At 58.0% G+C, this 22,217-nt stretch carries 17 protein-coding genes; 16 read left to right on the top strand and 1 reads right to left on the bottom strand.

The features are described 5' to 3' along the window. The 7 genes from ACFFSY_RS29755 (at position 1) to ACFFSY_RS29725 (ending at position 9,593) form a co-directional block, all read left to right on the top strand. Positions 1 to 906, top strand: a complete 906-nt coding sequence (locus tag ACFFSY_RS29755) for a carbohydrate ABC transporter permease (RefSeq protein WP_377501060.1) — start codon at positions 1 to 3, stop codon at positions 904 to 906. Between the two features lie 143 nt (positions 907 to 1,049). Next, positions 1,050 to 2,786 (top strand): ABC transporter substrate-binding protein, encoded by a 1,737-nt coding sequence (locus tag ACFFSY_RS29750; RefSeq protein WP_377501058.1) that lies wholly within the window; start codon positions 1,050 to 1,052, stop codon positions 2,784 to 2,786. Positions 2,787 to 2,903: 117 nt separating this feature from the next. Further along, a complete protein-coding gene (locus tag ACFFSY_RS29745) occupies positions 2,904 to 5,288 on the top strand; it encodes a glycoside hydrolase family 95 protein (protein ID WP_377501056.1) in 2,385 nt (794 codons plus the stop codon). A 319-nt stretch (positions 5,289 to 5,607) separates the two neighbouring features. Next, on the top strand, positions 5,608 to 7,092 hold the full coding sequence (locus tag ACFFSY_RS29740) for an alpha-N-arabinofuranosidase (protein ID WP_377501054.1): 1,485 nt from the start codon (positions 5,608 to 5,610) through the stop codon (positions 7,090 to 7,092). A gap of 7 nt (positions 7,093 to 7,099) precedes the next feature. Beyond that, entirely contained in the window at positions 7,100 to 7,375 is a 276-nt protein-coding gene (locus ACFFSY_RS29735; protein ID WP_377501052.1) for a DUF6171 family protein, read from the top strand. 277 nt (positions 7,376 to 7,652) lie between these two features. Beyond that, positions 7,653 to 8,636, top strand: a complete 984-nt coding sequence (locus tag ACFFSY_RS29730; RefSeq protein WP_377501050.1) for a Gfo/Idh/MocA family protein — start codon at positions 7,653 to 7,655, stop codon at positions 8,634 to 8,636. Positions 8,637 to 8,660: 24 nt separating this feature from the next. Next, entirely contained in the window at positions 8,661 to 9,593 is a 933-nt protein-coding gene (locus ACFFSY_RS29725; protein ID WP_377501048.1) for an aldo/keto reductase, read from the top strand. Between the two features lie 100 nt (positions 9,594 to 9,693). On the opposite strand, the gene ACFFSY_RS29720 is transcribed toward ACFFSY_RS29725, so the two are convergent. Then, a complete protein-coding gene (locus ACFFSY_RS29720) occupies positions 9,694 to 10,665 on the bottom strand; it encodes a phosphatidylinositol-specific phospholipase C/glycerophosphodiester phosphodiesterase family protein (protein ID WP_377501046.1) in 972 nt (323 codons plus the stop codon). A gap of 194 nt (positions 10,666 to 10,859) precedes the next feature. On the opposite strand from ACFFSY_RS29720, the gene ACFFSY_RS29715 reads away from it, so the two are divergent. From ACFFSY_RS29715 to phoU, 9 genes are all read left to right on the top strand, one after another. Continuing rightward, positions 10,860 to 11,852: an aldose 1-epimerase gene (locus ACFFSY_RS29715; RefSeq protein WP_377501043.1), complete on the top strand. Its 993-nt coding sequence runs from the start codon at positions 10,860 to 10,862 to the stop codon at positions 11,850 to 11,852. Positions 11,853 to 12,406: 554 nt separating this feature from the next. Then, entirely contained in the window at positions 12,407 to 14,659 is a 2,253-nt protein-coding gene (locus tag ACFFSY_RS29710) for a putative bifunctional diguanylate cyclase/phosphodiesterase (RefSeq protein ID WP_377501041.1), read from the top strand. A 362-nt stretch (positions 14,660 to 15,021) separates the two neighbouring features. Next, positions 15,022 to 16,419, top strand: coding sequence for a stalk domain-containing protein (locus ACFFSY_RS29705; RefSeq protein WP_377501039.1), 1,398 nt, complete (start codon positions 15,022 to 15,024; stop codon positions 16,417 to 16,419). A gap of 43 nt (positions 16,420 to 16,462) precedes the next feature. Further along, positions 16,463 to 17,317 (top strand): phosphate ABC transporter substrate-binding protein, encoded by an 855-nt coding sequence (locus ACFFSY_RS29700; RefSeq protein WP_377501565.1) that lies wholly within the window; start codon positions 16,463 to 16,465, stop codon positions 17,315 to 17,317. Between the two features lie 109 nt (positions 17,318 to 17,426). Next, positions 17,427 to 18,374 (top strand): phosphate ABC transporter permease subunit PstC, encoded by a 948-nt coding sequence (pstC, locus tag ACFFSY_RS29695; RefSeq protein ID WP_377501563.1) that lies wholly within the window; start codon positions 17,427 to 17,429, stop codon positions 18,372 to 18,374. Continuing rightward, positions 18,374 to 19,267, top strand: coding sequence for a phosphate ABC transporter permease PstA (gene pstA, locus ACFFSY_RS29690; RefSeq protein WP_377501036.1), 894 nt, complete (start codon positions 18,374 to 18,376; stop codon positions 19,265 to 19,267). The genes pstC and pstA overlap by 1 nt, the downstream gene beginning before the upstream one ends. Before the next feature lie 116 nt (positions 19,268 to 19,383). Next, positions 19,384 to 20,559 carry a methyl-accepting chemotaxis protein gene (locus tag ACFFSY_RS29685; RefSeq protein WP_377501034.1) on the top strand — a complete coding sequence of 392 codons (1,176 nt, stop codon included), beginning with the start codon at positions 19,384 to 19,386 and terminating at the stop codon, positions 20,557 to 20,559. Between the two features lie 202 nt (positions 20,560 to 20,761). Beyond that, entirely contained in the window at positions 20,762 to 21,535 is a 774-nt protein-coding gene (gene pstB, locus ACFFSY_RS29680) for a phosphate ABC transporter ATP-binding protein PstB (protein ID WP_377501031.1), read from the top strand. Positions 21,536 to 21,557: 22 nt separating this feature from the next. After that, positions 21,558 to 22,217, top strand: coding sequence for a phosphate signaling complex protein PhoU (phoU, locus tag ACFFSY_RS29675; protein WP_377501562.1), 660 nt, complete (start codon positions 21,558 to 21,560; stop codon positions 22,215 to 22,217).

Here is a 22,217-nt window from a genome sequence, read left to right as displayed (position 1 = left end):
ATGGCAGCTAATACGATGCGCAAAGGCGCGCCTATGTCTGACCGCATATTCGATATTTTCGTCTACGTCTTCGTCCTGCTCGTGACGATCGTGACGCTCTATCCATTCCTGAACGTGCTCGCGCTGTCGCTCAACGATTCGACCGACAGCGTGCGCGGCGGCATTACGATCTTCCCGCGGGAATTTACGCTTAAGAACTACAGCATTATTTTCGGCTACGAGGGATTGATGCAGGGTCTGCAAATCTCGATTCTCCGCACGATCGTCGGCACCGTGCTCGGCTTGATCAGCGCCTCGATGCTGGCTTACACGCTGTCGCGTCCCGACTTCCAGGCACGCCGCTTCGTCTCGGTGTTCCTGGCGCTGACGATGTACGTCTCGGGCGGCTTGATCCCGACATACCTGCTCATCAAGGATCTGAACATGATCGGCACTTTCGCGGTCTACGTTCTTCCAGGCATGGTATCGGCGTTCAACGTCTTCATCATCCGCTCGTTCATGGACGGCATTCCATACGCCTTGCAGGAATCCGCCAAGCTGGACGGCGCGAACGACTTCACGATCTACTGGCGGGTTATCCTGCCGATGGCGAAGCCGGCGCTGGCGACGATCGCGCTCTTCCTGGCGGTCGGTCAATGGAACTCTTGGTTCGATACATGGCTGTACAACGCAAGGGCGGATCACTTGACGACGCTTCAATACGAATTGATGAAAGTGCTGCAAAGCACGACCACTGGCAACAGCGATTACCGGAACACGAACATCACCCAGGTGATGGCGAGCATCTCGCCGGAGTCGGTTCGCATGGCGATCACGATCGTCGTCACCGTTCCAATCCTGTTCGTCTATCCGTTCCTGCAGCGTTACTTCGTCAAGGGCATGACGCTCGGCGCAGTGAAGGGATAAATAGAGAAGTCGAAGCATGCGTGGCCTCAAAACGGGCAGCGTAAGCTGCCCGCACAAAAACTGGTATTTACAGGGACTCCTGTTGTACAACATAAAAGCTATAAGCAGAAATAAGCTGTCAATCCAAAAGGGAGGTTTACACGATGACACAAAAGAGAAAGTGGACCGGCGCAGTGCTTGCTACCGCGATGGTGGCCGGGCTGCTCGCAGGCTGCGGCGGCAACAACAACGCTGGCAACGGCGGTACGAACAACGGCGCAACGAATGGCAATAATCAGGCGGCCGAGGGCAACAACGCGGCATCCGAAAATTTGACTCCGCTTACATTGTCCTATTACAGCGAAGACACGAACGCGAACTGGGCGAACATGCAGGATGCGGTCGGCAAAGCGATCACGGCCAAGACCGGCATTACGCTCGACGCTGAATTCGCCGTCGGCGACCCCGTGCAGAAGTCCGCGCTCATCGCGACAAGCGGCGACTATCCGGATCTGATCGCAGCGAAGAACAGCATTAATAAATTCGTCGACGCCGGCGCCGTAATCGACCTGACCGATCTTATTGATAAATACGCACCGAACATCAAGAAGCTGTATGGCGAAGAAATGAACCGCCTTCGTTACAGCAACGACGACAAATCGATCTACGTCGTTCCGACGAACGCGGGCGTAGGCCAAACTTACTTCAACGCGGGCGGCGGCTTCGAGCTCCAGCATCGCGTCGTGAAAGAGCTCGGCTTCCCGACAATCCGTACGGTGAAAGATTATGAGAACGCCATCAAGCAATATTTGGCTAAACACCCGAAAGACGAGAACGGCAACCCGAACATCGGCTTGACGCTGAACGCGGACGACTGGCACATGTACATCTCCGTCACGAACCCGGCTTTCCTCGCAACGGGCGGTTCCGACGACGGCGAATACTTCATCGATACCGACACGCAGGAAGTGACGTACCATTTCAGACGTCCGGAAGAGAAGGAATACTTCCGCTGGTTGAACCACATGAACGCGGAAGGCCTCTTGGATCCGGAGAGCTTCGTGCAAAAGTATGACCAATACAAAGCGAAAGTCGCTTCCGGCCGCGTACTCGGCTTGATCGACCAAGATTGGGACTATGCGGACGGCGAGAAAGCGCTCAAAGCCGAAGGCAAATTCGACCAAGGCTACGGCCACTATCCGGTTACGCTGACCGAAGAGTTCAAAGACGCTTCCTTCCAGCCAACCGGCTTCCTGAGCGGCTACGGCGTCGCGATCTCGAGCACGAACCCGGACCCGATCCGCACGATCAAGTTCCTGGACTACCTGGCTTCCGATGAAGGCCAAGTGCTCGTGAACTGGGGCATTGAGGGCGAGCATTACAAAGTCGAGAACGGCAAACGCGTCATTCCGGCTGATGTCAACAACCGCAAAGTCAATGACGCCGCGAACTTCCAGAAGGAATCCGGCATCGGCCAGTACAACATGATCGGTCCTCACTACGGCGACGGCGTGAAGGATCCGTCCGGCAACTACTACACGACGAACTTCCCTGAACAAATCGTGGCAAGCTTCAATGACGTGGAGAAAGAAGTGCTGGCCGCGTACAAAGCAACGACATGGAAAGACCTGTTCCCGAAAGAAGACGAGTTCAAAGTCAAGCCTTGGGGCGCGGCGTGGAACATCCCGGTTCCGGGCGACAGCGAAATTACGATCCTCGACGAGAAGCTGAAGAGCATTACGTGGAAACGCATTCCGGAAGCCATTCTGGCGAAGCCGGCCGATTTCGACAAAGTGTGGGATGCCTACATGAAAGAAATCGAAGCGGCAGACGTCGAGAAAGCGGAAGATCTGCGCCAAGAGCTGGTTAAACAGCGCGTTGAACTTTGGAGCGGCAAATAAGAACGACGACCTTCGCGAACGAACGGCGAAGCAGCGAAGAGCCTCCAACCTGCATTGCGGGTTGGAGGTTTTTTTGCCAACGTATGACCTAGTAAAATGAGGAAGGGCGGAGCATGCATGGTGCAACCGGTGAAGCGAATAACGCTATGGTACGAACAGCCTGCCAGCGTATGGGAGGAAGCATTGCCGCTCGGCAATGGACGTCTGGGCGGCATGGTGTTCGGCGGCGTGGAACAGGAACGGATTCAATTGAACGAGGACACATTGTGGTCGGGCCTCCCGCGCGACACGAACAATTACGAGGCGCTGCGTCATCTGAAGCCGGCCCGGGAATTGCTTCGCGCGGGGCGCTTCCGGGAAGCGGAGACGCTAATCGGCCAAGGCATGCTCGGCCCGCGTTCGGAAGCGTATCTGGCAATGGGCGATCTCTGGCTTGAACAGTCCGCCCCAGGCGGACATAGCGAATATAGACGGGAGCTGGACTTGGATACGGGCATCGCTTTCACAACGTACAAGGATCAGTCTGGAACGGTCTATAGACGAGAAGCGTTCGTCAGTCACCCGGACGGTGTGATGGCCGTGCGTGTGGAAGCCGAAGGCTCGGGAACCATTAACGCTCGCGTCCGGCTAAGCTCGAAGCTGAAATTCTCGGTCGCGGCGGAGACCGCCGGAGAAGAAGCGCGGGACGGCAAGTTGACCCTGAGCGGCAGGGCGCCTAGCCATGTCGCGGACAATTACCTGGGCGATCATCCGCAGGCGGTGTTATACGAGGCGGAGCGCGGATTGTCTTTCGCCATCGCGCTGAACGTGCAGCTGAGCGGCGGCCGGCTCACCGCGGCCGAAGATGGCAGCCTTGCCATCGAAGGGGCGTGTTCGGTGCTCATCCTGCTGACCGCCGCTACCGATTTCACGGAATATGACGACCAGCCGGCTCCGGGCTCGGGGTTGGAGCTCGAGCGGTGCGCGTGGCAGCTGGCGGACGCCGCCGGGATCGCGTACGAAGACTTGAAGCGCAGACATATCGAGGATCATCGCGAACTGTTCCGCCGCGTGAGCCTTACGTTCGGCGCCGGTGCGAACGAGGTCGATCGGCTCCCGACCGATAAGCGGCTGACGGCCTACCAGGGAGGAGCAAGCGATCCGGCGCTGGAAGCGCTGCTGTTCCAGTACGGCCGTTATTTGCTCATCGCAAGCTCAAGGCCGGGGACGCAAGCCGCGAACCTGCAGGGCATATGGAACGATCACGTTCAACCGCCGTGGAACAGCAATTATACGACGAACATCAATACACAGATGAATTACTGGCCTGCCGAGTTAGGCGGGCTCGGCGAATGCCACGAACCGCTGTTCGACCTGATCGGCGAGCTGAGCCGGACGGGCGCGCGGACGGCTGCGATTCATTATGGCGCGCGCGGCTGGACCGCCCATCACAACGTCGATGTGTGGCGGGTGTCCACCCCGGCAAGCGGCGATCCGAGCTGGGCGTTCTGGCCGCTGGGCGGCGCTTGGCTCAGCCAGCATTTATGGGAGAGGTATCGTTTCAGACCTGACATGGAATTTCTGGCGGAGACGGCTTATCCCCTTATGCGCGGGGCGGCGCTCTTCTGCTTGGATTGGCTGCAGGAGAACGAAGACGGCACGTTGACGACGCTGCCTTCGACATCGCCGGAGAACCGTTTCGTTACGGAGGAGGGCGAGCCGTGCAGCGTGACGATCGGCTCGGCCATGGATTTGACGATCATCCGCGAGCTGTTCCAAGGCACCATCCAGGCGGCTGAGGCGCTCGTCGTGGACGAGGAACTTCGTGAGGAGCTCGCAGCAGCGCTCGCGAAGCTGGCGCCGCTTGCGATCGGCGAAGACGGCCGCTTGCAAGAGTGGTCGCTGCCTCATCGGGAGTTGGAGCCGGGCCATCGGCATGTGTCCCATTTGTACGGCGTGTATCCAGGCGTCTCGATCAATGATCGCGTGACTCCGGAACTCGCGGAGGCCGCCCGCAAGTCGCTTGCGGCCCGCATTGCCCAGGGCGGCGGACATACCGGCTGGAGCTGCGCCTGGTTGATCAACCTGTATGCCAGACTCCGGGATGGCGAGAATGCCCACCGTTTCGTCCGGACGCTCCTCTCGCGGTCGACGTATCCGAACTTGTTCGACGCGCATCCGCCTTTCCAGATCGACGGCAACTTCGGCGGCACGTCCGGCATCGCCGAGATGCTGGTGCAGAGCCATCTCGATACGATCGAACTGCTGCCGGCGCTGCCGACGGAATGGACGGACGGCAAGGTGGCGGGGCTTCGGGCAAGAGGCGGCTTTATTGTCGATATCGAGTGGCGCGATGGCAAGCTTGCGCAAGCTCGTATCGAGTCGACGCATGGCGCCGACTGCCGAATTGCCTATGACGGCGGACTGATTGTCCATCTTCAGGAGGGGGCAAAGGTTGCGTCCGGCGCTTCGTTCCGGACTGAGATCGGCGGCGTTTATTGGGTAACAAGCGGTGCAAGATAGCGTTGTGCGCACTGGTGTTCGTCTTGTAGGCACGTCTACTTGATCGGCGAAAGTTTCATATCGAGATCACCATTAACAGCTGGGCAGCGATCGCTTGCCCGGCTGTTTTTTTGCGCATATTGAATAACGTTATTTCCTAGGAAATGAATCGATAGGTCTATTGGCAAGCGTGAACAATCGATTAACGAAAACGCTAACCGCCAACCAATATTATTATTGCAATAGGAAGCTGATTTATGGTTTAATTTACTCAGTGAATAAAACATTAATTAGTTAGTTTATTTATTAATCCAGCTTATAGTTAAAGGAGTTTACGCACATGAGCAATCATATCGTCATCAATGCCGACTTGACGAAAGGCACGATCAGCAAACATATTTATGGGCATTTTGCGGAGCATTTGGGCCGCTGTATTTACGGCGGCATCTGGGTCGGGGAAGATTCGGACATCCCGAATACGCAAGGCATTCGCAACGACGTGTTGGAAGCGCTTAAAGCGCTCAGCATACCGAATCTGCGCTGGCCGGGCGGCTGCTTCGCTGACGAATATCACTGGAAGGACGGCATCGGTCCGCGCGAAGGCCGCAAGCGGATGGTCAACACGCATTGGGGCGGCGTTGTGGAGAACAACCATTTCGGGACTCATGAGTTCATGAAGCTGTGCGAGCTGCTCGGCACGGAGCCTTACGTGAACGGCAACGTCGGCAGCGGCACGGTCCAGGAAATGTCCGAGTGGGTCGAATATATGACGTTCGACGGCGAGTCGCCGATGGCGGACTTAAGACGGGCGAACGGCCAGGAGAAGCCGTGGAGATTGAAATTTTTCGGCGTCGGCAATGAGAACTGGGGCTGCGGCGGTAACATGCGCCCGGAATATTACGCCGATCTGTACCGCCGCTACCAGACGTACGTACGCAATTATGGCGACAACCAAATTTACCGCATTGCGGGCGGTCCGAACATCGACGATTACCGCTGGACGGAGGTTCTCATGCGCGAAGCAGGCCGGATGATGGACGGTCTGAGCCTTCACTATTACACGATCCCGGGCAGCTGGGAAGAGAAACAATCGGCGCTTGATTTCAATGAGAGCCAATGGTTCGAGACGATGAAGAAGGCGCTGCACATGGACGAGCTGATCACCAAGCATAGCGCGATCATGGATCAATACGACCCGCAGAAGCGCGTCGCCTTGATCGTTGACGAATGGGGCACTTGGTTCCTCGTCGAGCCGGGTACGAATCCGGGCTTCCTGTACCAGCAGAACACGATGCGAGACGCGTTGGTCGCGGGTCTGTCGCTAAACGTGTTCAATGCCCATTGCGACCGGGTGCGAATGGCGAACATTGCGCAGACCGTCAATGTGCTGCAGTCGGTTATCCTGACCGAAGGGGACAAAATGGCGCTCACGCCAACCTACCATGTCTTCGAAATGTACAAGGTCCACCAGGACGCGGAACTGCTCGAGCTGTCGAACACGTCCGCAGCGTATGAGTTGAACGGACAATCGTTGGATCAGATTAGCGCAACCGCATCGCGCGGTCAGGACGGCAAGCTGAACATCAGCCTGTGCAACGTCAGCCACGAGGCGGCGGCGGAGATTACGATCGAGCTGCGCGGCTTGAAGGACGCCCAGCCGGCCGTTTCCGGACGCTTGCTGCACGCCGTGGATATCCATGCGCACAACACCGTTGACGCGCCGAACGCGGTCATGCCGACGGCGCTGGAAGGCCTCAGCTTGGAGAACGGCTTCCTCCGCGTAACGCTGCCGGCTGCTTCGGTCGCCGTGCTGCGCGTCGGGTAATCGGGACATGTCCGCGCTCGCAAGCAAGCCGGAAGGCTGCAAAGGCTGCCGGGACAGCGTGCATGTACCGGAGGCGCAAATCGACCGGATGGTCGAGAAGCTGGAGCGGCATCCGGAGAGCTGCGCCTCGGTTGAGCGCTACGAGGCGCGGCTGGCGCGCTGCACCGCATGCGGCGACCTGCAGTACGGGTCGACCTGCGCGCACTGCGGCTGCTTCGTGAAGGTGCGCGCCAAGCTGCTGGCCGGGACGTGTCCGAAGCCCGGCGGATCGATGTGGGACTAAGACGATTGCGGCCGCCCGGCCATGAGCGCTTGATCGAGCGCGTATGCCGGGCGGCTCTGTGCTTGTGTGGACACGTGTGGCATTCTGCCAGAATGCTCCGCTCCCTATCGCGAGCGGAAACCAATCTGGGCGTTGCCAGAATGCTCCGCTCCCTATCGCGAGCGGAAAACCAATCCGGGCGGCCCAAAATCTGATATGTAAACGCCTAATTGTTGTATATGAACAGCCCCTATCTTGGACTATAATGGTGCCAAAACCAAGAAAAGCAGGTGCACGCATGAGCCGAAAACTTCGTTGGGGCATTATTGGATGCGCAGGTATTGCAGTACGTTCCGTTATTCCGGGTATTCAGCAATCGGAGACCGGTGAAGTCACCGCGATCGCGAGCCGTGGCTTGTCCAAGGCGCAGGAGACGGCGGCGAAGCTGAACATTCCGAAAGCATACGGCAGTTATGAAGAGCTGTTAGCCGATGGGGACATCGACGCGGTTTACATCCCGCTGCCGAACCATCTACATATGGAATGGACGATCAAGGCGATCGAAGCCGGCAAGCACGTGCTGTGCGAGAAGCCGATCGCGCTCAATGCGGCGGAAGCGCAGCGCATGGCCGATGCCAGCCGCAGCGCCGGCGTCCATCTCGCCGAAGCGTTCATGTACCGTCATCATCCGGCCTACGCACGCGTGAAGGAAATTATCGATTCCGGCGAGATCGGCGAGATCCGCGGCATTCACGGCACGTTCACGTTCAACAACGCTGCGGATTCCGGCAACGTGCGCTATAAGCGCGAATGGGGCGGCGGCTCGATCTACGACGTCGGCTGTTATCCAATCAGCGCGGCGAGACTGCTGCTGGGCGAAGAGCCGCAAGCCGCGACCGTTCATGCGCTGCTGTCGCCTGAGCACGACAACGTCGACATGATGGCCTCCGGCATTCTGGAGTTTAGCGGCGGCGTCGCGCTATCGTTCGACTGCGGCATGTGGGCGGCGTTCCGCAACACGCTGGAGGTGCTCGGCACCAAAGGACGGATCGAGCTGCCGTCTGCTTTCCTCGGCTCGAACTTCCTCGTGCATACGGGCGAAGGCACGCGCGCAGAAGAGCAGCCGACGCTCAATCAGTACTCGCTGCAGGCCGACGATTTCGCACGCGTCGTATGGGGCGAGAAGCAAGCCCGGTTTGCGCCTGAGGATGCGGTAGCGAACATGAAAGTGATCGACGCGTGCCTGGAATCGGCGTATAGCCGCGCACGGGTAACCCTTTAAGAGGCGAGAGGAGCGGCGGATACGATGAAGAAGATCGAACTGGCGGGATTGAAGCAAGGTGTGTCGCAGCTGATTATGGGTTCGGATTATTTCGCGCCGGAGGTGTACGACCTGGTGCGGACGAACCTTGATGCGTTCGTCGGGATCGGGGGCAATACGATCGATACGGCGTACATCTATTGCGGCGGCAAGAGCGAGCAGGCAATCGGGATGTGGCTGGAGGAGCGGGGCAACCGCGACGCGATTAACGTCTGGACCAAAGGCGCGCATCCGAACGCGCAGGGCCCGCGCGTGTCCAGAGACGCGATTCGGGAAGAACTGGGTATCAGCCTGGAGCGGCTGCGCACCGATTATGTGGATTTGTACGCGCTTCATCGTGACGATCTGAACGTGCCGGTCGGCTCGATTCTGGAGTGGCTCAACGAGCTTGTCGAAGAGGGCCGCATACTTACATTCGGCGCATCGAACTGGACGACGGACCGGCTCGCCGAAGCGGCCCGGTATGCGGAGGAGCATGGACTTCGCGGGTTCTCGTTCAGCAGTCCCAACCTGAGTCTGGCCAAAGCGCAGGAGCCGTATTGGCATGATTGCGTCAGCATCGACGGGCCGTCTCTGGCTTGGCACGAGCAGAGCGAGCTGCCGCTATTCTCGTGGTCCGCGCAGGCACGCGGCTTCTTCACCGGCCGATTCACGCCAGAGGACCGCTCGGATGCCGACCTCGTGCGCGTCTTCTACAACGACGACAATTGGGAGCGCTATCGTAGAGCCGAGCAACTGGGGCAGGAGAAGGGCGTGGCGACGATTCAGATCGCGCTGGCTTACGTGCTGAACCAGCGTTTCCCGTCAGCCGCGATTATAGGTCCCCGCAACGAAGCGGAGCTGCGTTCCTGCCGAGAAGCGGCAGACCTGACGCTGACGCCGAGCGAGATCGAGTGGCTGGACTTACGCAGATCTTAATCGATGCACGGCACAACCCGCCGAATGTGAATTCGGCGGGTTGTTCGGTTGCCAGCAGGTGCTCACGCATCCTTAAGCCTACGTTAGCCTACGGGCGTTCTTAGAACCACCTATGCGGCCAGAACGACATTACGGGTTCAGCATATAGTTCGCGCACCGCATTCGCCAACATCGTCAAGTAAGAGGGCGGGGATGCATTGGCGCTGGCCAGCTGAATTTCGGAGATGCTGTCCGTGTAGAAGCCATGCGCGCCTTGATCGATATAGCGAAGCATGTCCTCCGTATCGTTGATCGTATGGATATAGGTGTGGACGCCCGCATCCTCCAGCCGCCGAAGGTAGCCGGCATTCGCCAGCGATTCCGGCATTGTAACGGCCGCGACGCGCGGATGGGCACGGACGAACGACAGCGTCTGCGCTTCCGTGTCCGGGGACATATACAGCGTATAGATGTACGATTCGAACCGGTGGACCGACTCGATCTCGGCGTACATCGCTTGATTGTAAAATTGGGGCACGATCCGCCGCAGCAGCTCCGGTTCATCCCGGGCGGCTTCCTTCATCGCCGCAAATTGGCGGCGTACGGTCGCAGGATCGGTATCTTTCGTATCGGTAATAAACGTGGCATCCGGGTACTGCCGAAGCAAAACCAGAAGCCCCTCGAAGTCCAGCGTTCGATAGGCGCCATGCACGAGTATCGAGACCGCTTCCTTCCGGGACAGCGGCAGGCCCAGGCGGCCGGCTTTGGGCGCCGTCTGCCCGAGTTGACGATACAGATAAGGCTGCCAGTCATGGCGGGTCACGAGGTAGCCGTCTGCAGTTAACTGCAGATCCACTTCGAACAGCCGGTAGCCTTTGGCGTAGTTCAGCTTGAACGCCTCCATCGTGTTGGTATACGTATAGCCTTCGATTTCGCCCATGCCGTGGGCGACCAGCCGGTGCCTTGTCCAATCCGATTCGGAAGCGGGCGGTCCGGCCGCGGTTGCTGGCGCGCTTGATGCGGACGGCAGCGGTACCCAGAAGACGGGCATTATTAGTAGAACGGCGAGCAGCAAAGTAGAGAATCGGCTCATGAGAACGGCCTCCCTTCGGGTAAGACGGGAATATTCCGTGATTACCCGCGGGAGATTAGCGGTAATCCGAACTAGGCGGCCGCTTCAATGTTCATGCGCTTTCTGGTAATCTAGTAGAGGAATAACGCTGCGAAGCGGCGCAAAGAAATAGAATGGAACACGATTCAAGCAAGTCGACAAAGGAGCGTATACATATGAGCGAGATTAAAGCTTTCGAAGGCACCTATCAAGGGGAACGCGCCATCTACTTGCGCGCGGGCCGTTATGAGGCCGCGCTGCTGCCGGAGATCGGCGCCAACCTGATCGCTTTCCGCGACGTGGAGAACGGCAACCGCTTCCTGCACGAGCCAACCGAGGAGGAGTTCGCTTCTTTCAAAGCCAAGCCGTGGATTCACGGCATTCCAGTACTGTACCCGCCTAACCGGTTCGAGGATGGCAAATTCCCGTGGAACGGCAGCGTCTACCAATTCCCGGTGAACGAAACGACGACGGGCAATCATCTGCACGGATTCGTGGCGGACACGCCTTGGGAGGTCGAAGATTTCGGCCAGACGAAGACGGAGAGCTACGTCGTCGCCGCTTTGCACGTCGTGGAGGGTCACCCGGTCTACACGCATTTGCCGCACCGCTTCACGATCAAGCTGCGTTATGCGCTTAGCGTGAACGGCTTGTCCCAGCACATCTTCGTTCAAAATGAAGGCGATACCGACCTGCCGTGCCTGTTCGCGTTCCATACTTCGATCAACGCGCCGTTCGTGCCAGGCGGAGACGCCAAGGATTACCGCGTGAAGCTGACGATCGGCGAGCGTTGGGAGCTGAGCGAGCGTATGCTGCCGACAGGGCAGTATCAACCGCTTACGGAAGATGAGGTTGCGCTTCGCGACGAGGGCGTCTATCCGTTCTTCGGAGCAATGGACAACCATTACACCGCGGTGCCGCAGAACGGCCGCAACCGTATGGAGCTAACCGACAACAAAGCAGGCGTCACGCTCGTGTACGACGTCGGCACGTCCTACAAGCAATGGATGATCTGGAACAATGGCGCGACCGAAGGGTTCTTCTGCCCAGAGCCGCAGATCAGCCTTGTCAATGCGCCGCATGTCGACCTGCCGCGCGACCAGATCGGTCTGTTCAGCCTCGCTCCGGGCGAGATTTGGGAAGAGACCGCTCGTCTGTACGTGAAATAATAGAAAACAAGCCTACAAGCAAAACTCCGCGCCTATCTTGCGCGGAGTTTTTTTGTTTTTTAATTGAATAGGAAATTGCCAAGAACGTAAAGCGTGTCCACGAAAGTGGACGAAAGCGAAGGTCAGCACGTTGCAAGCCATCCGCTCTACCGAACAGGATACCACCCCAAGGCAAACAGTCACGAACGAAGCTCCAACCATGAGCCTTGTCCAAAGGACAAAAGCGGGCTCACTACGAAAGGACACATCGAAGACGGCCGCGTAGAAGGCACGCTTATTTCGGGAGTCCAGAGGGACGAATCCCTCTGGTTCCCCTCCAATGGAGGGGGAAGGGGCGAGGTGAATGGCAGGGAAGGGGCGAGGTGAATGGCAGGGAAGGGGGGAGGATGAAGTAAGGAAGGGGCGAGGTGAACGTAGGGACACCGCGAGGAAAAAATAAAATTATTTTGCGATTTGCTGTAAAAACTTGTTCCGTTTTGGTCGAAATAGAAAGTAACAGATCGCGGCAACGAGCGCGGTCGATCAGGATTAGCGGAAATGAGGGACAACAAGAGATGTCAGAACGGATAAAGCCTACCTTCATACGGGATTCTTTTGCCAGATGCGCGTCTTACAACTTGAAGGCAGACCAATTGCCGGGATACCAATCTTGCGATCCCGAACGATATTCGGCGAAATTGGAAGAGTACGCGGAGACGCTCGCCATTACGCAGGAGTTCATCGCCCAGATGCAGCTGTCCGTGTCCGAGCAGCTGCCCTTGCTGGCAGCCGTGTTCGACGACGAAGGCGTGATTTTGCAGTTGGCCGGCGATCAGACCATGCTGCAGTTAATCGAGGCGGCAGGCTTTAAGTGCGGAACCGCGTTGACGGAACGGCATTCCGGTACGAACGCCGTTAGTTTATCGCTCATGAGCGGCGGTCCCGTTCAACTGATCGGGGACGACCACTATCATCAATTTTTCCATCAGCTTGCCTGTTATGCCGTGCCGTTCAAATACCAGGAGACGGGCGCAAGAGGCGCCGTGCTGCTGATGACCTCGGCCCATCTTCATAACCCGCTGCTCATCCATCTGCTGCAGACGGCGGTTGATTCCATCGAACGGGAAATGACGCTTCGCGAGCAGAATAAGCGGCTTAACGTGCTCAATCAGATCATCATGAACACAAAGAAAAATTCCGCCATCATCTCGGACGAACGCGGGTTCATCATTGAAGTGAACGAGCTGGCCGCCCAGAACTTCAAGCTCAGCCGAAACGAGCTGATCGGCAAGCAAATTTGCGAGCTGCCGCATTTGGGCGCCTATTTCGGGAAGGTGCTGGGCGAAGGCGCCTTGTACGAGGATATCGAGATCAGCCTAGAGGGCTTCAATATCGTTGGCTTGTTCGATGCCAGCCCGATATTGAACGATAAGGGCAGCATTATCGGTGCCTATGGCCAGTTACGCGACATAACGGAACGTTATGAAGCGGAAGCGCGCATCAATTACATGGCCTTCCATGATGAACTGACGGGACTGCCGAATCGCCGGATGTTCATTCAGACGGCGCAAGAAGAGATGAACCGGCAGCCGAATCTGAACGCAGGCCAGCTGGCGTTCATCTATTTGGACCTGGACCGATTCAAGCTGGTCAACGATTCGCTCGGCCATACCGAAGGCGACCGGCTGCTCAAGGAGGTCGCGGTGCGGCTCAAATCGTGCATCCGCGACAACGATCTCGTCGCTCGCATGGGCGGGGACGAATTCATGTTCATGCTGCGCAGCGTACAGCATGAACACGAGATCGCAAGCGTCGCCGATCGGATCTTGCAGGCGTTCGAGAAGCCGTTCATTCTGGGTGTGCACGAATTCCACGTCACGCCGAGCATGGGCATCGCATTATACCCCAAAGACGGCACGGATATCGAGACGCTAATGGTGCAGGCGGACAGCGCGATGTACCAGGCGAAGGCGAGCGGGAAGAACACGTTCAAATTCTTCGACTCCAACATGCGCATCATGACAGGGGGCCAACTGGCGCTGGAGACCGCGATGCGCCGTGCGATCGAACAAGAACAGTTCTCTCTCCACTACCAGCCGCAGATGGATACCCAGACCGGCAAGCTGATCGGCATCGAGGCGCTCATCCGCTGGCAGCATCCGACGATGGGCATGATTCCGCCGAGCCGGTTCATCCCGCTCGCGGAGGAGACGGGGCTAATCCTGCCGATTGGCCAATGGGTCATGAAGGAAGCATGCAGACAGAACAAAGCTTGGCAGGAAGCCGGTTATGCGCCAGTGCGCATGTCGATCAACTTGTCGGCCAAGCAGTTCATGAAGAGCGATCTGATCGAATCGATCTCGAGCGTCTTGGACGAGACGAGCTTGACGCCGGGTTTCCTGGAGCTCGAAATTACCGAGTCCATGACGATGGACGTCAATTCCACGGTTATGACGTTGAACGGACTTCGCAAGCTCGGCGTCCAGATCGCGATGGACGACTTCGGTACGGGATACAGCTCGCTTAACCACTTGAAGCGGTTCGGCCTGCACCGGTTGAAAATCGATCAATCGTTCGTCCGCGACATTATGACCGACACGAACGATGCGGATATCGTCGGCTCCATTATCGTCATGGCGCACCGGCTCGGCCTTCGCGTCATTGCCGAAGGGGTCGAGAATAAAGAACAGTATGAGTTCTTGCAGGAACATTTATGCGACGAAGTGCAGGGGTACTATTTCAGTAAGCCGCTACCGGCGGGTGAGCTGGAGCGCGATTTTCTCGCTGCCGCATCCGCGCCGGCCGATCACAAGACGCTTCTGTTTTAACGCTCTGGCCTTATGCTGCTCCTAGGGACTGCACGATTCACATGTTCAGGGGACTGCCTATATAGGCAATATCACGAAGTTAAATTGACTTCCTGATATTGGCCTTGTAGGCAGTCCTTTTTTGTCGCCCTCGTAGGCCATTGGCAGGAATCCGGCAAGTTGCAAGCGGGATTTTGTCCTTCATAATAACTACATATTTGATTAACAGACGGTTTACAAACCTTGCCTATAATCGGTCTTGTACATAGGAACACCCCTTGTGCGGCAGGTGCGAAAGTATCGGCGAAAGACGAACGAGGGCGGTCATGAAGAGACAACGGCAGTTCAAAATCAGCTCTAACGAGGAAAGGTGAACTAATTCCATGTCCATGAAGAAAACGGTCATCATCTCCGTACTCGCGGCAGCGGTCAGCACGTCCGCGGTCGGCGCCGTATCGGCTGCGCCTGCAGCAACGGCAAGCACGCAAGTCACGAACAGCACGTTCTACGTCAACGATGCGGTTACGACTGTTCGCACGATCGTGAAGGATGGCGTGACGCTCGTATCCGTACGCGATCTAGGCGTTGCGGCTGGCGCGATATTCACGGTAACCGGCGGCAATAAAGTGCTTGCGTACTTGAACGATGTGCTTGTCGAGCTGCAAGAAGGCTCCGCGACGGCGCGAATCGGCAGCGAAGAGGTCGAGCTTGGCGCGTCGGTCGTAAACGTGAACAACTCGTTCTACGCCGATCTGACAGGCTTTGCGAGCGCCCTTGGCATCGACCAATCGACCGATGCGGCAGGCAGCGTATGGCTGGATGCGACGAAGCGCCTCGCGGATGCGGAAGATCCGATCTGGATCGATGCGCAGACGCTGCTCGTCAGCACGCTGACGGAAGATGGCAGCCGGGTGGATTATAAAGTAAACGCGGCAACCGGCGAGTTTAAGGAAGTGTTCCGCACGAGCACGGCTTCCCCGCTGACGGTTGCGCCGAATGGCGCGAAAGCGGCTTACACGGACGAGACTGGCGCGGTATACGTGCTGGATCTGACGACGAATGCATCTACCAAAGCGAGCAGCGACGACACGATCAAGCCGGAGCTGGTCTGGTCGGCGGACAGCAGCGCGATCTACTTCCTCCAAGGCGACAAAGGATCGGTCATCGCGAAGCTGAATCCGGCGGACGGCACGATCACGAAAGTGCTGGAAGACAAGGTGGATTACAAAGCGGATTTGGCGGTATCCGAAGACGGCAAGAGATTCGTGTACTCCGTCACGAAGCCGGGCGCGGTAACGGCCGACGCCAACAAGCCGGTCGATAGCGACGACGTGGCGATCGACATGACGGGCACCGAGCCGCAGCTGTACTTCTTCGATTCGAGCGCGAAGGACGGCAAGCCGGCGAAGCTGACCGAGAAGGCGGACGACAAAATTTTCGTCGGCGCATCGGCGGACGCGGGTCAAGTCTACTACATCAGCTCCGAAGAAAACAAAGTCTCTTCCCTGATCGCGGTCAGCGCGGATAAATCGGTCAAATCGCTGCTCGAAGGCAAAGACGTGCTCCAAGCAACGGCAGCCGGCGACAAGCTGTACGCACTCGTGGCGACGGCAACCGGCGGCGAAGTGTACGAAATTCAAGGCGGCTCGGCCAAACTGCTCTATGCCGTATCCGAAGACGTCTCCGAGATCGTCGCGGGCAAAGGCACGCCGGTCGCGGTTGTAGAAGGCAGCGCGATTGCCGTCAATAAGGACGGCAAGTGGAAGAAAGTCACGAAATAACATCATTCCCCACATTCGAGAGGAGAAGTAAATAATTATGAAAATGAAATGGTTTAAAGGTTTGGCGTTCACGACACTCGCGCTCGCGGTTATGGCAACGGCTGTTCCGGTAGCAAGCGCGGCGGCTAGCAAATTGAGCGGCAAAATCGTCGTTAACGGATCCTCGGCGCTCCTGCCGTTGACGCTGCAAGCGGCCAAAGAATTCAAAAAAGCAAACCCGAAAGTGAAAATTTCCGCGTCCGCTGCCGGCTCCGTAACGGGCCCGCAATCGGTGCGCAAAGGCATCGCCGATATCGGCGCAGTCGACTGGGACGCTTCCACGGACGTACCTGGCTTCAAGAAATTCGAAGGCCAAGTGGCGCATAAAGTTGCCGTAATTCCGTTCGCGGCCGTCGTCAACAAAGGCGTAGGCGTCGACAATCTGACGACGCAGCAGCTGCAGGACATTTTCTCGGGCAAAGTGAAGAACTGGAAAGAAGTCGGCGGCTCCGACGCGTCGATCGTCGTCGTCAACCGCGCATTCGGCTCCGGCACGCGCGTTAACTTCCAAATGAAGGCGCTGGACGGTACGGATTTCATGTCCAAAGGCGACAACTACAAAGAAGTGAAGTCGAGCGGCGATATGAAGACGGCTGTCGAAACGACGCCGAACGCAATCGGCTACATCGACCTTGTCTATGTCACGAGCAAAATGAAGGCGCTCAAAATCAACGACGTGGCGCCAACGGAAGCGAATGTCATTAACGGCAAGTACAAAGTGTGGGGCTACGGCTACTACATGACCAAAGGTCAGCCGACGGGCGCGACGAAGGCGTTCATCGAATACATCCAAAGCAAAGAGTTCCAGAACGGCTCGCTGAAAAAACTGAAGTTTATTCCGATCTCCGCGATGAAGTAATCGAATTCCCATGCGGCCAGCTTAGGAGGAACATGCCTAGCTGGCTTCTTTTATGGGGTGGTCATGAAGATTTCGTAAAACCGAAAGGGGCTTATGGAGCATGATGGAGATGTCCGCGCCAGCGAGCGCCGCGGCAAAGGAGCTGGGCACGAGCTTAAAGACGAACTCGGGCAGTACATTCGGCCGACGGGCGAGGCTCGCGTTCTATAACCGCACATTCAAGACGATCTGCGTCGTCTGCGCGGTGTTCGTGTGCATTATTTTGTTTTCGATTCTATTCTTGATGGGACGCACCGGCATTCTGACGTTCCAATACGTCTCGCCGCTCGAGTTCTTCTTCTCGACCGAATGGGTGCCCGAGAACGAGCAGTATGGCGCATTCGTGTTTATCTTCGGCACCTTCGCGCTGACCGCGCTGACGATGCTCATCGCCATGCCGCTCTCGATCCTGATCGCCGTGTTCTTGGCGGAAGTTACGCCGCCGTGGCTGCGCGCGATGCTGCGTCCGGTGCTCGATCTGCTCGTAGGCATTCCTTCCGTCGTCTACGGCTTCCTCGGCATGACGCTCCTTATCCCGCTGCTGCGCGACGTTACGGGCACGACGATGGGCGACGGCCTGCTCGCGGCAGCGATCGTACTGACGATCATGGTGCTGCCGACGATCAGCCGGATCAGCGACGACGCGATTACCGCCGTGCCGAAGAAATATCGCGACGCTTCCTACGCGCTTGGCGGCAATCGCTTCCAGACGACGTTCAAAGTCGTGCTGCCGGCGGCGCGCAGCGGCATCATGTATGCCGGCATCCTCGGCATGGCGCGCGCGATCGGCGAGACGATGGCCGTCGTCATGGTCATCGGCAACACGCCGCAGCTGGCGAACAGCCTGCTCAAGCCAACCTCCGTGCTCACGAGCAACATCGTCATGCAGATCGCGAACGTGCCGTTCGATTCGACGTGGAACTACGCGCTTTATTTAATGGGCTTCCTGCTGCTCGTCATCTCACTGCTCATGATCGTCTTGATCCGCTTCATGCAGCGCAAAGGAGTGCAACGTTAATGGCCGCCGGCGTACAATCCAATCCGTTCGCTTCCTCGCGCAAAAGCGGGAACCGGCTGAAGAACAACCTGTTCACCGGACTCGTCTGGACGGTGGGCATCTGCACGATCATCTTCATTATCGGCCTCCTGTTCCTCATCTTGGAGAAAGGAATGCCGAAGCTCAGCATCGACTTCCTGCTCGGTCTGCCGGATGAGATTATGGAAGGCGGGGGCATCGGTCCGGCTTTGTTCAACTCGTTCTACGTCCTGATTATTTCGCTCGTCATCTCGGTTCCGCTCGGGATGGCGGCCGGTATCTATCTGTCGGAATTCGCGCCGGATAACAAATTCATCGGCTTCCTGCGCGTCTGCGTGGAAGGTTTGGCTTCCGTTCCCTCGATCATCTTCGGCTTGTTCGGGATTGTGCTATTCGTCGAAGCATTCGATGTTGGCCTGACGATTATCGGCGGCGCGGTCAGCCTCGCGTTCCTGAATCTGCCGGTGCTCACCCGGGTGACGGAGGAAGCGATCCGCGCCGTGCCGCAGGAGATGAAGCACGCTTCGTTCGCGCTGGGCGGGACGCATCTGCAGACGATTCGCCGCGTGCTCATTCCGGTCGCCTTGAACGGAATTATTACGGGCATCTGCCTTGTGGCCGGACGCGCGTTCGGGGAGAGCGCCGTCATCATCCTGACAGCCGGCGTGACGACCTCGGGCGTCATGTGGGATTTCAACCTGCTGTCGCCGGGCGAGACGCTCGCGGTGCATCTGTGGTACGTGCAATCCGAGGCGATCGTGCCGGACGCGGTGGAGATCGCGGAGAAATCCGCGGCCGTGCTCGTGTTCATCGTGCTGATGATCAATCTGCTGTTCCGTATTCCGCTCTGGCTGAACGCCCGCAAGACGCGATAGTGACACAATGCGACGCATTTTGACATTCCGATAACATTTCCGGTTATATCCGATAACGCTTTTTACCTATAGTGGGAACTAGCGAGAGAGGATAGATAGAGATGGAGGAAACAGGAATGAAGAATGCGCTGCTTTCAAACCATGCCGGAACCGATCAACCGAACCGGGGTACGAGCGCTGGACCACGACCAGACCAGGCGTCTCCGGTTTTTCGCGATTATATGCGCGCCGTCATGACGGTTCATCCGACACATACATGCAGCGAAGTCATCGACCAATTCAATCAGGCGCCTGACAGCGAGTGCGTCGTCGTCTGCGACGAAGGGGATCGCCCGCTCGGGCTTGTCATGAAGCATCGGCTGTCGCGCCTGCAGACGCAGCGATTCGGCAAGGAGCTGTTCTTCGAGCGCAGCATTACGAAGCTGATGGATGCGCAGCCGCTCGTCATCGCGCATACCGCGACCGATCAGGAGCTGCTCGATTCCGCGCTCGGACGAGACGAGAGCACGCTGTACGATTGCGTCATCATCGTGACGACCGGCTATCGGGTGGCGGGCATTCTGAGCATGGCGGATCTGCTGAATTTATCGCGACGGCTGCAGCAGCAAAGCACGGCATCGCACGTGGCGACGATGGCCGGCGCCGAGCAGATGATCAAAGGCATCGACAGCTCCATCGTCGAAGTGGTGGAAGCTGCCCGGCGCGGCGAGGCTCTGTCGGAGAAAATGGTCGACTACACGCTCCAAGGCAAGAGCGAGCTGGATAAAGTAAGCGCCGCCTTCGCGAATTTGTCCGATCTGACCGTTCGGCAAGTCGAGCAAATCCGGCAGCTGCAAGATCAGGCGGACGCGATCGGGGCGGTAACCAAGCTGATCCGCGATTTGGCCGAGCAATGCAACCTGCTGGCGATGAATGCGAGCATTGAAGCGGCGCGCGCCGGTGAGCACGGCCGAGGGTTCGCGGTCGTTGCCGGGGAGGTCGGGAAGCTGGCGACGCAGACGAAGCGGTCGGCCGGCGAAATCAACGACCTGATCCATACCGTGCTGCAAGCCGTCACGGTCACCGCCGAGCTGGTCGCCCGCAGCCGCGACGAGGCGGTCGCAAGCGAAACGTCCGTGCAGGAGGCGTCAGGCGCATTCGAGCAGCTGTTCCACGCGGCTGCGGGCAACCGCAAGAGCGCGGCCGAGATCGGCCGTCTGGCGGATGATGCATACCGGCAGTCGGAGCGGGTCGCCGGCGAGCTGCACCAACTGAGCGACGAGATGCGCGGCAGCATGGGGCAGATCATCTAGTCGGTTTGATGATCTGCGCGCCTTGCTTACGAAGCACGCGTTAGCAGCTCGGAGGGATGCTGCATCTTCAACCCCCGATGGATATTTTACATTCCGTTAACAAATCATCAATACGACTTTGACATATCGACGCTAGGATAGGAACAGTCGGACAGCACCCGTCAACGCAGTCCGAATGATGCCCAACACTGGAGGGAACGCCATGCAAGCGCCGACACAGACGCAAGCGTTAATTGAAATCGATAAATTGAACCTGTATTACGGGACGTTCCACGCGCTCAAGAACGTATCCATGGAAATTCCGGAGAAGGCGATTACCGCCTTCATCGGTCCGTCCGGCTGCGGCAAGTCGACGCTGCTGCGCACGCTCAACCGGATGAACGACATGATCGCCGGCACCCGGATCGAGGGCAAGATCGCCATCGGCGGGGCGGATATCTATTCGAAAGAAGTCGACGTCGAGACGCTTCGCAAGAAGGTCGGCATGGTGTTCCAGCAGCCGAACCCGTTCCCGAAATCGATCTACGACAACGTCGCTTACGGTCCGCGTCTTCATGGCATCACCGGCCGCAAGCAGCTCGACGAGATCGTCGAGACTTCCCTTCGTTCCGCGGCTCTGTGGGAGGAAGTGAAGGATTATCTGAAGCGTTCCGCGCTCAGCCTCTCCGGCGGCCAGCAGCAGCGGCTCTGCATCGCGCGCGCCTTGGCCGTCGAGCCGGACGTGCTGCTCATGGACGAAGCGACCTCCGCGCTTGACCCGATCTCGACGCTGAAGATCGAAGAGCTCGCGCAGGAGCTGAAGGACCGTTATACGATTGTCATGGTTACGCATAATATGCATCAGGCGGCGCGCGTGTCCAACCAGACGGTCTTCTTCTTGAATGGCGAAGTCGTCGAGTACGCCGAGACGGAGAAGCTGTTCTCCACGCCGCGTGATCAACGGACGGAAGACTATATCAGCGGACGATTCGGCTAAATTGGAGGCGTAATTAGCAATGATGACTGCACGCAGAGAATTCGATCACGGACTGGAAGATTTGCGCGAATTGCTGCTGGATATGGGGCGCAAAGCGTCGAACGCGCTGGATCGGTCGCTCCTGGCGCTCAGCCAGCTGGACGTAGAGGCGGCCAAGCGGATTATCGAAGACGACGTGGATCTGAACCGTCTCGACGAGCGGGTGTTCGATCTGGGCGCGCGCCTGATCGCGACGCAGCAGCCGGTCGCCAAAGACCTGCGCCGCATCCTGATCGCCTTCAAAATCTCGAACGATCTCGAGCGCATGGGCGATCTGTCCGTCGACGTCGCCAAGGTCGTCCTTCGCCTGAACGGCGAGAAGCTGATCAAGCCGCTGATCGACATCCCGCGGATGGGCGAGATCGTGCAGACGATGATCGACGACGCGATTCGCGCGTTCGTGACGGAGAACGTGGATTTGGCTTACAAAATGGCGAAGGACGATGACCGCGTCGACGAGCTGTACGGCCAAATCCTCCGCGAGCTGTTCGCGCTCATGGCGGAGAATCCGGCCACGATCGCGCAGGCGAGCCAGCTCAGCTTCGTCGGCCGCTTCGTCGAGCGGATCGGCGATTATGCGACGAATATCGGCGAGAACGTCGTATACCTTGTCACCGGCACGAGACCGGAACTGAATGCGTAA

This window comes from Paenibacillus aurantiacus (assembly GCF_042431225.1).
In the GTDB taxonomy this organism is placed as follows: Bacteria; Bacillota; Bacilli; order Paenibacillales; family Paenibacillaceae; genus Paenibacillus_Z; species Paenibacillus_Z aurantiacus.
Note: the sequence above shows the minus strand (reverse complement) of the source record. Positions and strands in the feature narration are given on the sequence as shown.